The organism is Rhodopila globiformis, assembly GCF_002937115.1.
GTDB lineage: Bacteria > Pseudomonadota > Alphaproteobacteria > Acetobacterales > Acetobacteraceae > Rhodopila > Rhodopila globiformis.
This window is the reverse complement of the sequence record NZ_NHRY01000254.1, coordinates 45,332-60,044: the sequence shown is the minus strand read 5'-3', so window position 1 is coordinate 60,044 and position 14,713 is coordinate 45,332. Positions and strand designations below refer to the sequence as shown.

Annotated in this window: 16 protein-coding genes and 1 tRNA gene; 6 read left to right on the top strand and 11 right to left on the bottom strand. The window is 67.0% G+C overall.

Going from position 1 to position 14,713, the window contains the following annotated elements:
* Positions 1-3 precede the first annotated feature (3 nt).
* Positions 4-1,056: a chemotaxis protein CheB gene (locus tag CCS01_RS26850; RefSeq protein WP_104521837.1), complete on the top strand. Its 1,053-nt coding sequence runs from the start codon at positions 4-6 to the stop codon at positions 1,054-1,056.
* Positions 1,053-1,862: a CheR family methyltransferase gene (locus tag CCS01_RS26845; RefSeq protein WP_104521836.1), complete on the top strand. Its 810-nt coding sequence runs from the start codon at positions 1,053-1,055 to the stop codon at positions 1,860-1,862. Before CCS01_RS26850 ends, CCS01_RS26845 begins: the two co-directional genes overlap by 4 nt.
* Positions 1,863-1,960: 98 nt before the next feature.
* Here CCS01_RS26845 and CCS01_RS26840 read toward each other — a convergent pair whose 3' ends face one another.
* The 4 genes from CCS01_RS26840 to CCS01_RS26825 form a co-directional block, all read right to left on the bottom strand.
* Complete coding sequence (locus tag CCS01_RS26840) at positions 1,961-2,548, bottom strand: J domain-containing protein (protein ID WP_104521835.1); 588 nt, start codon at positions 2,546-2,548, stop codon at positions 1,961-1,963.
* 537 nt (positions 2,549-3,085) lie between these two features.
* Positions 3,086-5,149, bottom strand: coding sequence for a methyl-accepting chemotaxis protein (locus tag CCS01_RS26835; protein ID WP_104521834.1), 2,064 nt, complete (start codon positions 5,147-5,149; stop codon positions 3,086-3,088).
* A 61-nt stretch (positions 5,150-5,210) separates the two neighbouring features.
* On the bottom strand, positions 5,211-6,959 hold the full coding sequence (locus tag CCS01_RS26830) for a methyl-accepting chemotaxis protein (RefSeq protein WP_158258622.1): 1,749 nt from the start codon (positions 6,957-6,959) through the stop codon (positions 5,211-5,213).
* Positions 6,960-7,339: 380 nt separating this feature from the next.
* Positions 7,340-7,414: transfer RNA gene (locus tag CCS01_RS26825), tRNA-Val, on the bottom strand.
* 187 nt (positions 7,415-7,601) lie between these two features.
* Here CCS01_RS26825 and purU point away from each other — a divergent pair.
* The gene (gene purU / locus CCS01_RS26820) at positions 7,602-8,492 is read left to right on the top strand and encodes a formyltetrahydrofolate deformylase (protein WP_104521832.1); all 891 of its coding nucleotides are present in this window, start codon (positions 7,602-7,604) and stop codon (positions 8,490-8,492) included.
* A 54-nt stretch (positions 8,493-8,546) separates the two neighbouring features.
* On the opposite strand, the gene CCS01_RS26815 is transcribed toward purU, so the two are convergent.
* Positions 8,547-9,734 (bottom strand): iron-containing alcohol dehydrogenase, encoded by a 1,188-nt coding sequence (locus CCS01_RS26815; protein ID WP_193540172.1) that lies wholly within the window; start codon positions 9,732-9,734, stop codon positions 8,547-8,549.
* A gap of 137 nt (positions 9,735-9,871) precedes the next feature.
* Between CCS01_RS26815 and CCS01_RS26810 the strand changes: the two genes are divergently transcribed.
* From CCS01_RS26810 to CCS01_RS26800, 3 genes are all read left to right on the top strand, one after another.
* Positions 9,872-10,069 (top strand): type II toxin-antitoxin system VapB family antitoxin, encoded by a 198-nt coding sequence (locus CCS01_RS26810; RefSeq protein WP_104521831.1) that lies wholly within the window; start codon positions 9,872-9,874, stop codon positions 10,067-10,069.
* On the top strand, positions 10,066-10,434 hold the full coding sequence (locus CCS01_RS26805) for a type II toxin-antitoxin system VapC family toxin (protein ID WP_104521830.1): 369 nt from the start codon (positions 10,066-10,068) through the stop codon (positions 10,432-10,434). Before CCS01_RS26810 ends, CCS01_RS26805 begins: the two co-directional genes overlap by 4 nt.
* A 121-nt stretch (positions 10,435-10,555) precedes the next feature.
* On the top strand, positions 10,556-10,804 hold the full coding sequence (locus CCS01_RS26800) for a hypothetical protein (RefSeq protein ID WP_146101982.1): 249 nt from the start codon (positions 10,556-10,558) through the stop codon (positions 10,802-10,804).
* A 42-nt stretch (positions 10,805-10,846) separates the two neighbouring features.
* On the opposite strand, the gene CCS01_RS26795 is transcribed toward CCS01_RS26800, so the two are convergent.
* From CCS01_RS26795 to trxC, 6 genes are all read right to left on the bottom strand, one after another.
* On the bottom strand, positions 10,847-12,043 hold the full coding sequence (locus tag CCS01_RS26795) for a formyl-CoA transferase (RefSeq protein WP_104521828.1): 1,197 nt from the start codon (positions 12,041-12,043) through the stop codon (positions 10,847-10,849).
* Positions 12,044-12,100: 57 nt separating this feature from the next.
* On the bottom strand, positions 12,101-12,991 hold the full coding sequence (locus tag CCS01_RS26790) for a TauD/TfdA dioxygenase family protein (RefSeq protein ID WP_158258621.1): 891 nt from the start codon (positions 12,989-12,991) through the stop codon (positions 12,101-12,103).
* A gap of 468 nt (positions 12,992-13,459) precedes the next feature.
* The gene (locus CCS01_RS26785) at positions 13,460-13,810 is read right to left on the bottom strand and encodes a carboxymuconolactone decarboxylase family protein (protein ID WP_104521826.1); all 351 of its coding nucleotides are present in this window, start codon (positions 13,808-13,810) and stop codon (positions 13,460-13,462) included.
* 13 nt (positions 13,811-13,823) lie between these two features.
* Positions 13,824-13,997 carry a YgaP family membrane protein gene (locus CCS01_RS26780; RefSeq protein ID WP_104521825.1) on the bottom strand — a complete coding sequence of 58 codons (174 nt, stop codon included), beginning with the start codon at positions 13,995-13,997 and terminating at the stop codon, positions 13,824-13,826.
* A 40-nt stretch (positions 13,998-14,037) separates the two neighbouring features.
* Positions 14,038-14,241 (bottom strand): YgaP family membrane protein, encoded by a 204-nt coding sequence (locus CCS01_RS26775; protein WP_104521824.1) that lies wholly within the window; start codon positions 14,239-14,241, stop codon positions 14,038-14,040.
* A gap of 12 nt (positions 14,242-14,253) precedes the next feature.
* Positions 14,254-14,703 carry a thioredoxin TrxC gene (trxC, locus tag CCS01_RS26770; RefSeq protein WP_104521823.1) on the bottom strand — a complete coding sequence of 150 codons (450 nt, stop codon included), beginning with the start codon at positions 14,701-14,703 and terminating at the stop codon, positions 14,254-14,256.
* Positions 14,704-14,713 lie beyond the last annotated feature (10 nt).

Sequence of the window (14,713 nt, the reverse complement as noted above, 5' to 3'; positions counted from 1 at the left end):
ACGATGTCCGACACAATCGCCGCAGGGGCGCCGACGACGAGCGGGGTCGTGCGCGTGCTTCTCGCCATTACGGCTCCTCGGACCCGCATGCACATACGCCGCCTGCTGGCAAGCGCTTCGGGTATCGACGTGATCGGCCACGCCGCCTCGGCATCACAGGCGAACGGCCTGCTGCAGCGCGGGGATGTCGATTTCATCATCGTTGAAGCGGCCGAAGATACCGGATTCGTAAGGGACGTGCTGGACTCGGCCCGCAATGCAGGGGTCGAGGTGGCTGTTCTGACCGATGACAGCCGGCTTTCTTCCCAGAGCCTGACGCCTCGGGTTCATGTCCTGCGTCCGCCGCCCGACATCACGACCGTTCTGCCGCAATCGCCGTTCTGCCAGTCCTTGCTTGCAGCCGTCCTGAGCAAGGCCAGGGTCGCGCGGCGTCCGCCGGCGGGTGCCGCAATGCGGCCACGTACATTGCGGACCGGCCTTCCGGAACTGATTGCGATCGGCAGTTCGACCGGAGGCCCGCAGGCATTGCCGCTCGTGCTTGGCCCGCTTCGGAAACGGATTCGCCAGCCGATCGTCATCACACAGCACATGCCGGCGGCCTTCACCAAGTTGCTCGCGGAACATCTGGAACGCAGCACGTCGTTCCCCACCGTCCAGGCAGCCGACGGGATGCCTCTGGTGCCCGGCCGCATCCATATCGCTCCGGGAGGCCGCCATCTTCTTTTTTCGCGCATGGACAACGACGTGGTCTGCGTCCTCGACGACGGGCCGCCCGAGAATTTCTGCAAACCCGCGGTCGATCCCATGCTGCGTTCCGTAACCGCACTGTTCGGCAGCCGGGCCATTGCCGTGATCCTGACCGGCATGGGACACGACGGGCTTGCCGGATGCCGGTCGTTGGTTGCAGCCGGGGGTACGGTTCTGGCGCAGGACGAAGCCACCTCGGTTGTCTGGGGCATGCCCGGGGCGGTCGCGCAGGCCGGGCTGTGCGAGTCGGTACTTCCACTGAATTCTCTCGCAGAAAGAATCGTCGCGTTGGCAGGAGCATCCTCATGAGCGGTGCGATGGAAGCCCTGCGCGGCTTCGTGCGTGACAACGCGGGCATCAATCTCGGCGCCGATAAGGATTACCTCGTTGTCTCGCGTTTGAAGCCGCAGTTAACATCCTGGAACGTTGCTACCCTGGACGGCTTGGTCGACCGCCTGCGCGCGCAGCCGAAGGGCAGCCTTGCGAGCCAGGTGATCGCGGCTCTTACGATCAACGAGACGTTGTGGTTTCGTGATCAAAAGCCGTTCGAGGCGCTGAAGAGCGTCATAATCCCGGATCTCGTTTCCCGCGTGCCCGCCGATCGGCCGATCGCGATCTGGTCCGCTGCGTGCTCGAGCGGCCAGGAAGTCTATTCGATCGCTATGACGATGCGCGAGGAGGAGCAGCAACTGCGCGGCAGGCGGTTCGGCATCCTCGGCTCCGACATCTGCGAACCGGTTCTGGCACGCGCGCGAAGCGGGATCTACTCGCAGTTCGAGGTTCAGCGCGGATTGCCGGTGCAGCGTCTGGTGAAATATTTCGAGGACCTTGGCGGCGAATGGCGGGTCCGTACCGAACTGCGGGCAAATATCGAATTCCGGGCGCTGAACCTGCTCGACCTGCCGCAGAACATGGGTCCGTTTGATATCATTTTCTGCCGCAACGTGTTGATCTACTTCGAGCCGCCGATAAAAAAAGCCGTGCTGGCGTCGCTGGCGGCTCGTACCAGGCCGGGCGGCTACCTTGCGCTTGGCGGGGCCGAGACCACCCTGGGTTTGACGGCCGCTTTCACCCCCCTGCCCGGCTGGGCTGGCGTCTATCGGAAAACGGCTTGACCCGCCTGGAACTTTGCCGGCGGGAAACGTCTTGATGGAGCACCACCGTTCCGGATGTACGACAGCGTGACGTCAAGGCGACATGATGACCAGACGTTCTATTTCCGTTCTGTGCCGCCTTGCTCAATCTGGTCGATCGCTTCCCAGATCCGGATGAACAACGCCTCACATTCGGATTTGTCCGCCAGCGAGCGGGAGGGGCTGTCCGGATGGAGCATTTTCGCTAGGCGATGTTTCAGGGCGATGTAGTGGCTTTCTTCCTCGGAAGCCGTGTCAGGCCGTGCGGCGCCGGCCATCCGCGCCTCGGCCTGCTGGGCTCTCAGCCGCCACTGATCACGTTGCTCGATGATCGATCGGCTTGAAGCCTTCAGGCGCTCGATCTGGTCCTGACAGTCGGTCACCTGCCGGGCGAGCGACGACAGGGCGGTCAGCGCCGAAGCGGGGCTCGAAGCCGCCATGGCGGGCCAACCTTCCCGCAAACCCGTTTGCTCTTTGCCCTGCGTTCCATACGCGGCCAGAAGCGCGGCCGGATTGACAACGACATCGGGACTTGCCGGCGCGTCCAGGTTCGCGCCCGCGAACGGCGCCAGATCAAGCCCGTCCCCTTCGGCGTGTATCTGGCCGCGGGCGGATACGGCATTGCCGATACCAGGTGCGAAGTCTTTGCTCGATATAAACGGGGCCATCGTCGCAATCGTCCGTGCTCAACACCTCGTTGGCCTGACCACTCCTTGACGAACCGCCTGGTAGCCATCTCGCAGGAGCCATTGATCCTGGCCATAAGGTTTCTGCATCCTATGTGGAATTTTGTCGTCCGGCAACGATCAATTTGGTAGACTCGTATCAAACTCTTGGGAATCCGCCAACCTCGTCGCGAAATACGGGAAGTTACACGGATAACGAGACGAGACAACCGAGAAGTTTCAGGCGGTTCCATCCGCGCGCGGCGCGGACACTTCCGATCAGATGGTGCCTGGAATTACGAATTCACCGTCGCTCAGCGCCATCGCCAACCCGGCTGGCCGCTGTCAGTCGCTCGATGTTCCGCGTCGAACGCCTTCGGCGATCAGCATAACCGCCGCGGTTGTGAGATCCGGCGCGAGATGGCGCCGCAGCAAGGGCGGAGCGCGGTCATCCGGACCACCCCCGGCCCCGCCATTCCTTGGGACCGGAACTGCACATTCCCTTGCTGCCGGCAGTCCCGCCCCTCGCCTATGTCGTCATCAGGCCGCTTGTTCGTCCCGCGGCGACTTCCCATCCTGACCGGCCAGCCGCGCGACGTGGTCCTGGATGGACTGCGAGACCTGGCCCGAAATGAACTGCAGGCGCAGCGTCCCGTTGTCGCCAACGCCCCGGACCTCGAATCCGGCCCGGGCCTCGCGGCCTCCGCCCGGCAGGAAAAGCACGCCCCGGTCAGCGGGGGAAAGTCCCTGGGCACCCAGCACGCCGGCGTCCAGGACTTTGGCGCCCGATCTGGAAATATCGGCCAAACGGCATTCATGCCGCCTGCCGCTGGAGGTTTCCAGGACGCACGCCTCATTGGTTTCAATACGTTCCTCGCCGCGCCGATCGGCGTAGGTTGTCGCCGTCCTGACCACGCGGACAACCGCGGTTTCAAGCGCCTCGATATGCCGCGACGTTGCAACGGCGCCGCTGCGCATCGCCTCGACGAGCCGCGCGGCATCCGTGGAGTCGCGGGAAACGTCCTGGATGCTGTCTGAAACATGCTGGGCGGCTTCGGCCGTTTCGCTGGCGCTGTGGGCAATTTCCGCTGTCGCCATCGCCTGTTGCTCGACAGCGGCCGCCACCGCCTCGGCAACCTGCGCCGTGCTGTCGACGCTTCCGGCGATCTCCTCGACCGCATCGACCGCCGCCTTGCTGGCCGCCTGAATGGCGGTGATCTGGCTGTTGATTTCGTTGGTCGAACGGGCGGTCTGGGTCGCCAGGCTCTTCACCTCCGCGGCGACCACGGCAAAGCCCCGCCCGGCGTCGCCGGCCCGCGCCGCCTCGATGGTCGCGTTCAGCGCCAGCAGGTTGGTCTTTCCGGCGATTTCCCGGATCAGCGAGACCACGGTGCCGATGTTCTCGGAAAGACCCGAAAGGGACCGGATCCTTTCGCGCACATTGGCGCTCTGTTCCACCGCGGTGCGCGCGTTGGCACTGACCCGTATCATCTGCGCCGAGATCTCATGCACCGACGCGGCGAGTTGTTCCGCCGCCGCGCCGACCGTCTGCGCGTTCATCAGCGACGACCGGGCAGCGGCGTTGACCTGATCGGCGTTCGTGGTGACCCGCGTGGCGGCGCCGACGGCCGCGTCGGCGTTCTGCAATGCCTCGATGGTCTGCACCGCGACACGCTGCACGGCGGCGAGGCTTTCGCGCTCGACCGTTTCGGCCATGCTGCGGGTGGCGACGGCCCGCGCCTCCTCGATCGCCCGCTGCGTCTCGGCCTGGGCGTGGCGTGCGAACGCGGTCCTGGCCTGGACGGCCCGGGCCACGCGGGACACCGCCCAGAATTCCCGTGCCTTGGGCGCAACGATCTGGTGCGTGCCGTCATCGGCGGCGATCGCCGTCAGGTCGCGCGTCATCTGCCGCAACGACTGTTTCAGCGCGCTTTGCACCCCCCAGCCCGCCGCAACAGCCAGAACCGCGCATAGCGGCGCCCCCGAAACGATGATCCACCGGCAGGCCTGGCGCAACACCCCATCGGACGCCGCCATGCCCACAAGCCCGGCGGCCGCCGTGGTGCACAGCCCCAGCAGCACGGCAAGCAGCAGAAGCGCAAGCCGCGTGCCGATCGCCTGCCAGGCCTCGGACATCCGGGACCGGAACGATACGGTGATCAGCGCGCCACTGCGCAGGGAAAGGCCGCGCCCTTGGCCCGACCTGATCCGCGCATAGGCGTCCTCGGCCTGCGCGATCTCCTCACGCGAGGGGCGGTCGCGGATCGAGACATAGCCGACGATCGCGCCATTCTCGACGACGGGCGTGACATTGGCCCGCACCCAGTAGAAGTCGCCGGACTTGCAACGGTTCTTGACCAGGCCGTCCCAGGGCTGCCCGCTCTTGATGGTGGCCCAAAGGTTGGCGAAGCCTTCCTTGGGCATGTGCGGGTGGCGGACGATGTTGTGCGGCTTGCCGATCAGTTCGTCTTCGCGGAAGCCGCTTACCTCGCAGAACGTTTTGTTGACGAACGTGATGCGGCCGCCGGTATCGGTGCGGGAGACGATTGTTTCGTTCTCGGGAACCAGGACCTCACGATCCGTGATCGGCTCGTTCAGGCGCATGACATGTCTCCAAAACGATCATCGCCATTCCTGGCTTGCATCGGGTTCGATCCGTGGGTGCTCATGCCGCCTGCCCCGGGGCCGTAAGCTGCGCATCGTCACTCACCGCGGCGAGGAAGCGCGCCACTTCGCCCTGAAGCTCGTCGGCCAGCCGCCGGACTTCGGCGGCGACCAGCAGGACCTCCTGGCTGACATGGTTGGCTTCGGCCGCATCGCCGGCCACGGCCTCCATGGCATGCGCGGTCCTGTCGGTTGCCGCGGTCACCGCCTGGACATTGTGCGCGACACCCTCGGTCGCCGCGGCCTGCCGGCTGAGCGTGCGGGCGATCTCGCCGGCGGCATCGTCGATCCGGCCAATGCTTTCGTCGACCGCATGCATCGCGCCGGCCGCCGCGGACGCCGCCTGCCGCACCATGGCGATTTCGGTTTCGATCTGCTGCGTTGCGCTCGACGTCTGGGTGGCCAGCGCCTTGACCTCGCCGGCGACCACGGCGAAACCGCGTCCCGCCTCGCCCGCGCGCGCGGCCTCGATCGTTGCATTCAGCGCGAGAAGATTGGTGCGCGCGGCAACGTCGCCGATGATCTGCAGGACAGCGCCAATCTGCGTGACGGCGTCCGCCAGGTCCTGCATGGTGCGCTGGTTCGCGTCGGCCTGGCTCGATACCTGGTGGGCCATCGTCGCCGTGGTATCAAGCGCAGTGGAAATCTCGCCGAAACTTGCCGTTATCGCCGTCACCGAGGCAGAGACGGCATCGAGGTTGCCGAACACGGCCGCGGCATTTGTTGCGGTTTCGGATGCGTGCCGCTGCACGCCGCCCGCCGCCTTGTCCATGGTCTCGGCCGCCCGGCGCATCATGTCGGCCGAGGCCAGCAAAGCCTGCATGATGCGCGACACCGACACGCCGAACGCGGCGGTTTCCTGTTCGATCACCGCCCGCCGCTGCTCGCGGCGTTGTTGCGCGCGTTCCTTCTCGACGGTCAGCCGGGCGGCCTCCTCGGCATGTGCCTTGAACACTTCCAGCGCGCTGGCCATGGCGCCGATTTCGTCGTCGTGCTCGTGGGGCGGTATGACGACGGTGCGGTCGCCCTCGGCAAGACGCAGCATGGCGCCGTTCATCCGGTTCAGCCGGCGGCTGATGACCCTGACGAACACCATGCGGATTGCCAGCATCAGCACGGCCACCGCAACGAATCCGCCTGCGCCGATCGCCAGAAGATTGGCGCGCAGCCGCGCGAATTCGGCCGCGGCCGGAAGACTGCTGGAAAACACTGCGATCGTTTGGCCGTCCTTGATTCCCATTCCGGCCCCATGGCAGGCGCGGCAGATCGTCTGGTCGGCGCCGGCGGTGACGCCGAGCACGATGGGAAAGCTGTAGCGATAGGCGCCGTCGACGAAGCCCGCGACGGTCTTGCCGGTCCGCAGGGCCGCTTCATCCATGGCGTCACGCGGACGCTTGGCGGCACGGCCGGGGGCGGTGCGGTGCATGTAGGCGGTCACCTGCGGCGACCAGACGCTCCACAGCCGGCCCGGATAATCCTTGTTCCTTTGCTCAAACCACTTGTTGAAGACGTCGATGGCGACGTTGTCACGGTCGCTGATCCGGCGTTCCATGACGCCAAGGACCAGGGCGTGCATCGAGGCCATTTCGTTGCGGGAAAGCGTTTCCAGCCGCTGTTCGATGCCGCGGGACTCCAGTTCGCCGACGGCGGCGACGCCGCCCGCCGCGATCAGCACGAGACCGGCGCCCGTGATCGCCATGAAGCGGGACTGGAGCTTCTGAGCACTCCACCATTGTCGTATGGATCGCATTGGTTGCCGCATCGACGTTGCAGAATCGCGACGCTTTCTAGTGCCTCGGTGGGATCGCAAGCAACCAAAATGATAAATGTGGCGAACGAAACTGCAAGGCGGATGGGCGCAGGCGGCGCGTGAAGGAAGCACGCGCTTTGCTTCCGGTTTCATTTCTTGTCCGCGCGCATCGCGCCGGCAAGCAAGCGAAGCCGACCGGCCCTGCCGGACACGGACCACCGCCCGGACCACCGCCCGGACCACCGCCCGGACCGCCGCCCGGACCGCCAGCACATCGAACGTTCCGTGAACCAGCAATCCACCGGCGCGAGAGGCCCCCAACGCACAGGCGGCGCCCGCCGCAGCGCGACGGGAAGGGCGAGGCCGATCGATTGGAAGGATGGTGGGCGCGACAGGGATTGAACCTGTGACCCCCGCCGTGTGAAGGCGATGCTCTACCGCTGAGCTACGCGCCCATCCCTCGGGTGACGAGGCCGGCTTCCTACAGCCTGCCGCGCCGCAACGCAAGAGCATCGTTGCCGCAATTCGGCATGCCCCGCGCCCGCGCGGCTGGGATGACGCCGCCGGTGCCCGGACCTCACCGGACCGTGCGTCCCGTCTGGCGCATCGGCAATCGATGCCATAGCCTGCGGCGATTGGCGCATGCGCCGAATTTCCGATGGAGCCCGCCGTTCCGTGATCCAGTACATTTATACCCTGACCTGCGAAAACCGTCCCGGCATCGTCGCCGCGGTTTCCACCTGCATTTTTGAGCACGGCGGCAACGTCCGCGAATCGCAGCAGTTCGACGACACCGAAAGCGGCCGCTTCTTCGCCCGAATCGTCCTTGACCACCCGAAGAACCGGCTCGACCTGCCGAAGCTGCACGCCGGCCTCGCCGCCATCGCCGGGCGATTCGGCATGACCTGGACGCTGCGCGACCGGGCGCAGCTGCTGCGGGTGATGCTGATGGTCTCGAAATTCGACCACTGCCTGGCCGACATCCTGTACCGCTGGCGCATCGGCGAACTGCCGATGGAGATTGCCGCGGTGGTCTCCAACCATCCGCGCGAGACCTACCAGCACATCGACCTGCGCGACGTCCCGTTCCACTACCTGCCGGTCACCAAGGAAACGAAGGCAGAACAGGAAGCCGCGGTCTGGGCCCTGGTGCAGCAGACCAACACCGACGTGGTGGTGCTGGCGCGCTACATGCAGGTGCTGTCGGACGACCTGGCGGCGAAGCTGGACGGGCGGTGCATCAACATCCACCACTCCTTCCTGCCCGGGTTCAAGGGCGCCAAGCCGTATCACCAGGCGCACCGCCGCGGCGTGAAGATCATCGGCGCGACGGCACACTACGTCACCGCGGCGCTCGATGAAGGGCCGATCATCGAGCAGGACGTGGAGCGGATCAGCCATGTCTCCTCGCCGGACGACCTGATCCGGCAGGGCCGCGACATCGAGCGGCGGGTGCTGTCGCGGGCGTTGCGCTGGCAGCTCGACGGGCGGGTGCTGATCAACGGCACACGTACGGTAGTGTTCCGGGACTGAGGGGGACGCCGCCTGGCGGGCGCCGCGGCGCGGCGGCCCCTGCCGGGCCGCCCGCTACCGGTTCGCCGCCGCCCCGGTCCACACCTCCCGGTACAGGCCGACGATCTCTTCGGCCGAGGGCACCCGCGGATTGTTCCCGGGACTGCCCGAGGCCAGCGCCTGCTCGGCCATCAGCGCCATCTTGCCCGTCCAGGCTGCCTCGTCGATGCCGTATGCCGCCGGCGTCGGCACCGACAGGTCGCGGTTCAGCGCCTCCAGCCCGCTGACCAGCCGCGCCGCCGCGGTGTCGTCATTGTCGCCGTCCCGGGCGAAGCCGATGCGCCGCGCCGCCTCGGCATAGCGCGCCGCGGCGCCGGGCACGGAAAACCGCGTGATTGCCGGCAGCAGCATGGCGTTCGACAGCCCGTGCGGCACGTGGAAATGTGCGCCGATGGGCCGCGACATGCCGTGCACCAGCGCCACCGAACTGTTGGAAAACGCCAGCCCCGCCTCGGTCGCCGCCAGCATCATCGCCTCGCGCGCCGCGGCGTTGTGCGGTTCGGCATAGGCGGTGCGGATGTTGGCACCGATCAGCGCCATCGCCGACAGCGCCAGCGCGTCCGAGATCGGGTTGGCGCGCTTCGAGACATAGGCTTCCAGCGCATGCGTCAGGCTGTCGATGCCGGTATCGGCGGTGGTGCGCGGCGGCACCGAGAAGGTCAGCTCGTAGTCGACGACGGCAGCCAGCGGCAGCGCGCCCAGGCCGGCGATCAGCATCTTCTCGTCGCGCTCGGTATCGGTGATCACGGTGAACCGCGTGCACTCGCTGCCCGTCCCCGCGGTGGTCGGCACGGCGATAACCGGCAGCGCGCCCTTGTCGGCGGCGAACGGCGCCTTGTAGTCGCGCATCTTGCCGCCGCCCGCCGCCAGGATCGCCATCGCCTTGGCGGTGTCGATCGGCGAGCCGCCGCCGAAGCCGATCAGGCAGTCGTAGTCGCCGACCTCCAGCCGTTCGACGCCGGCCTCGACCACGATGTCGGTCGGGTCCGACACGGTGTCGCTGAACACGGCGATCGCCAGCCCGGCGCGCTCCAGCGGCTCCAGGCAGTGGCGGACATGGCCGGAGCCGACCATGAACGGATCGGTCACCACCAGCGGCCGCGACAGGCCGAACCGCGCCAGCACATCGGCAAGCTGTCGCACCGCGCCGCCGGCCACCAGCAGCATGCGGGGCGAGGCGAAATTCATCGAGATGGCGGACATCGGGGCTTCCTCCGGTTTGTTGGGCGGCTTTGCCGCGACGTTTAGCGCCATTGGCGGCGGGCGTCACCGTGGCGCGGCAGAAGCATTGAATATGACATCAGATGATGCTATATTATGTGCCTCAAAAGGAGATCACAATGCGCACCACCCTGGCCTTGGACGACGAACTTGTCCAGGAAGCCCAGCACTTCACCGGCTTACAGGAGAAATCCACCTTGGTGCGGGAGGCACTGAAGGCCCTGATCGAACGTGAAAGCGCCCGCCGCCTCGCCCGCCTCGGTGGCAGCGAGCCGGACCTGACGGTTGCGCCGCGGCGGCGGTCCGAAGCGGCTTGATCCTGGTCGACACGTCCGTCTGGATCGATCATCTGCGGCAGGGCGATGCGATTCTGGCTGACCTGCTGCAGCAGGCGCGGGTGCTGAGCCATCCGTTCGTCATCGGCGAACTGGCAACGGGGAACCTGCGCCAGCGCGACACGATCCTGCGGTCGCTGCATGGCCTGCCGCAAGCCGTTGTCGCGCGGAATGCCGAGGTACTGGACCTGATCGAGCGGAATACCCTGTTCGGCGGCGGGCTTGGCTATATCGACGTGCATCTGCTGGCATCCGCCCGGCTTTCCGCCGCGCGCCTGTTCACGCGCGACAAACGGCTGCACACGGCGGCGGCGGATCTGGCGGTCGCCATGCCGGCCCCGTCGTAGGGGCCCGAGCGTCTCGGCCCGGTGACGACAGGGTCCGCAGAAGCTGGTATGCATCCCCCGAACGGTCGCATTTGTTGCGCAGGAGGGTCGTGTGGGCGCCTTCACCCAGATAGTCAATTCGATGTTGCAACTTCTTGCCCGGCTTGGCGACGCCGCGGTTTCCGGCCTGACGGCGGTCGAGCTGTGGTTGCGCGCGCAACTCACGACGCTGGGGGTGCCGGCCGAGTGGCAGACGGTGCTGATGCTGGCGCTGGCGGCGTTGCTGGTCGTGACGGTGGTGCGGATGTTCGGCGGGCTGATCCGCGCGGCGGTCCTGCTGGTGCTGCTGCTGATTGCGGCCCGCGTGCTGCTGCCGGTGCTGCCGCACTGACGCCGCGGCAGGCCGCCCCGCGGGCAGCGCGAAGCATCGCCGCTACACCACGCCATCCTGCCGCAGCCGCTCCAGTTCCTCCGCCCCAACGCCGCACAGCGCCGCCAGCACCTCGGCGGTGTGCTCGCCCAGTTGCGGCGGACGCGTAACCTCGGCCGGGGACGCCGACAGCTTGATCGGGCAGCCGGCGGTCTGGTAGGTCCCGCGCGCCGGGTAATCGACGTCCACCACCATCGCCCGCGCCCGCAGGTGCGGATCGGCCAGCACCTCGCCGGTGTCCTGGCAGGCGCCGCACGGCACGCCGGCCGCGCCGAGTATCTGCATGACATCGTGCTTGCCGCGCCGTCGCGTCCAGGCGGCGATGATCGCGTTCAGCGCCGCGCGATTCCGCCACCGCTCCGCGGGCGTCGCGAACCGCGGATCCTCCGCCAGCGCCGGCTGTTCGATCGCTTCAAGGAACGGTTTCCACATCTGCGGCTGGGCGTAGATGAACACGTAGTCGTTCGGCCCGCCCGGCGCGCACGGATAGGTCGTTCCGGGCACAGTCTGGCCGAGCTGGTTGCCGGTGCGCGGCGGCGGATGGCCGAAGCGCTGGTGGTCGCGCAGGCTGACGCGGATCAGGTTGACCACCGCATCCTGCATGGAAACCTCGACATGCTGCCCCTGCCCCGTCGCATGCCGCTGCTGCAACGCCGCGAGGATGCCGATGGCCATGTGCATGCCGGTGCCGGAATCGCCGATTGCGGGGAACATGTATGTCGGCGGGTTCTCGGGAAATCCCGTCACCGCCATCGCCCCGCCCATCGCCTGGGCGATCGGCTCGAAGCTCTTGTAGCCGCTGTACGGGCCATAGGTGCCGAAGCCCTTGATCGTCGCGTAGACCAGCCGGGGATTCAGTTTCGCCAGCGTCTCGTACCCCAGCCCCAGGCGGTCCAGCGCGCCGGGGCCGAAATTCTCCAGCAGCACGTCGGACTCCGCGATCAGTTTGCGGAACAGCGCCTTGCCATCGGCGGATTTCAGGTTCAGCGTCAGGCTGCGCTTGTTGGCGTTCAGCAGCAGGAAGAACAGGCTGTCGCTGTCCGGCCGGTCGCGCATGTTGACGCGGGCGACGTCACCGCCTTTCGGCTCCTCCAGCTTGATCACGTCGGCGCCGAGGAAGCCCAGGATCTGCGCGCAGGCCGGCCCGGCTTGGTTGTGGGTCATGTCGATGACGCGTATGCCGGTTAACGCCTGGCCCATGCTCTCCCCCTCCCTTCCGCCGCGCCGGCCGCCAGACGGCCTCGTCCCCCGCGGCCGTCAGGCGGCCTCATCCAGCGTCGATGCCGTATCCAGCATCGTGGCCCGGCGCAGGTCGCGCGGCTGCATTTCGTCGTGCGGACGGCCGCGATGCATGGTGCAGCGATTGTCCCAGATCAGCAAATCGCCGACGCGCCAGTCATGGCTGTAGACGAAGCCCGGCTGGGTGGCGTGGCTGGTCAGGTCCAGCAGCAGCAGGCGCCCGTCGGCCACCGGCCAGCCGACGATGTGCGAGGCGTGCGCGGACAGGTACAAATTCTTCCGTCCCGTCACCGGATGCCGCCGCACCAGGCGCTGGGGCGACGGCGGATACTTTTCCCGGTCCCCTGGCTCGAAGTCGGTAAAGCCGATCTGCGCCCGCGACCAGAAGATGTCGTGCTCGGCGACCAGCGGATCGATGGCGTCGCGCGTGGCCTGCGGCAGGGCGTCATAGGCGGCGCGCATGTCGGCGAACTCGGTTTCGCCGTTGCCGAACGGAGACGGCGGCGGCAGGGTCACCGCGTGCAGAAAGCCGAAGACGACCGGCACCGGCATGTAGGAGGCGTCGGTGTGCCACAGCCGGTTGCCCAGGCTGTCGAGCCGCCGCTTGTCGGTCAGGGCTCGGACCTTGCCGTCTTCATCGAGATTGGAGACGTCGCCGATTTGCGGAATGGCCAGCCGCCGCCGCCCGGGCCGCGCCGCCGGGCGGCCGATTTCCAGCGGGCCGAAGCGCAGGGCGAAATCGCGCAGCTGGGCGTCGGTCAGGTGCTGGTCACGGAAGACAAGGACCGGATAGGTCTTAAGCGCCGCCCCGATGGCGGCAATGACGGTGTCGTCGAGCCGTTCCGACAGGTCGCGATAGCTGGCCTCGGCCGCGAAGCCCGGATGCAGCGCATAGGTCTGGATAGGCATGTGGCGCAGCCTCCCCGTGTTGGGATAATTATCCTTGCCCATCCTGCGAGCATTGCCGACCGGATGCAAGGCGCTTCGCCCGATCCGGGATGGCCGATACGGCCAGGCAATCGAAAATCCATGCCGGCATCGCGATCTGGCGGATTCGGTAAAATATCGATACGATATACTGGGGGAATGTTGCCGCGGCCCGCGCATCGGGTGATTTTCCGTCGATGCGAAGCGGAAGATTGGTGTCATGCGTATCAGTCTCCGCCGGTGCAGCAGGCACCGTCCTGTCCGCGGTGACAGGACTGCCTCAGCCAGATCTTCCAGCTTCAAGCGCTGGGACGGGGCATGCTGCCTGGCCAGTATCCGGTCTTCGATCGTTTCGAGATCTGTAGGCCTGCAGGCCCTGTCGCGGCCACCCGCCCAACAGGAACGCGCCCGGGGCGCAGACACCCCGGGCGCAACCACCTCAGCCGCGCATCACGCCGTCTTCGACGCGAACTGGTCGAACGCTTCCAGCGCCTTGGCCGCGTACATCACACTCGGCCCGGCGCCCATGTAGATGGCGAGGCCGACGGTCTCGAAAATTTCCTCGCGCGTCGCCCCCTGCTTCACCGCCGCTTCCGCATGGAACGCGATGCACGGATCGCAGCGGATCGCCACAGCGATTCCCAGCGCCAGCAGTTCCTTGGTCTTGGTATCCAACGCATTCGCTTTCAGCGCCGCCTGCGCAGTGGCCGAGAAGCCCTTCATCACGTCCGGAAGGCCACCGCGCACGTCGCGCAGTTGCACCGAGTAGTCGCGCGCCATCGCGCCCCAGTCGTTCAGCATGACCGATCCCCGCTCAGGTGTGCATGCCGAGCAGCTTGTACGCCGGGCAGAACGAAATTCCCGCCGTCGCGAGCGGCACAATGCCGATCCAGGCCCAGACCGGACCGCCGGTCAGCGCCCAGAGGATCAGGGCGACGCCGACGACGGCGCGGACAATCCGGTCGGTCTTGCCGATATTCTTTTCCATGCTCAGTCTCCAGTTTGACCTGCGCGGCGCGCAGGCAGGATCAGTTGAAGGCGCAGCCGGGCTTCAGGCCGAGGCGCTTGAAGATCATCGCCGCCGGGCAGAACCCGGTGAAACCGGCCTGCACCATGTTCAGCCCGGCGAACGCCACCAGCAGCAGCCACCACGGGCTGACGAACCAGCCAAGCGCCAGGCCCACCAGAACGACCGTACCGGCGAAACTCAGCACCGCATTGTCCAGAGTCATTGATTTCCCCTATCAAACATTCGTCCCGGCCAGGTTCTGCCGAACCCAGCCGACAATGGCGTTGGTGTCGCGGGCGCCCGCGGTCTGCGCGACCGTGCGGCCGTTGTGGAACAGGTACAGCGCCGGGATGCCGCGCACCCCAAGCTGCGTCGCCACCCGCGGCGATTCATCCGAGTTCAGCTTCAGCAGCCGCACCCCGGGCTCCAGCACGCCGGCGGCGCGCTGGAACATCGGCGCCATCGAGCGGCACGGCCCGCACCACGGCGCCCACACATCCAGCAGGATCGGGATGCCGTCGTGCTGCAGGTGCCGCTCGAACCCGGCCTCATCCACCGGCACGGGCTGGCCTTCGAACAGCGCCTTGTGGCAGCCCCCGCACTTCGCCTGCGCCGCCGGCCGATCAGCCGGAACGCGGTTGAGCGTGGCGCAGTGCGGGCAGACAAGAGTGGTGGCGTTGGTCATGATACAGCTC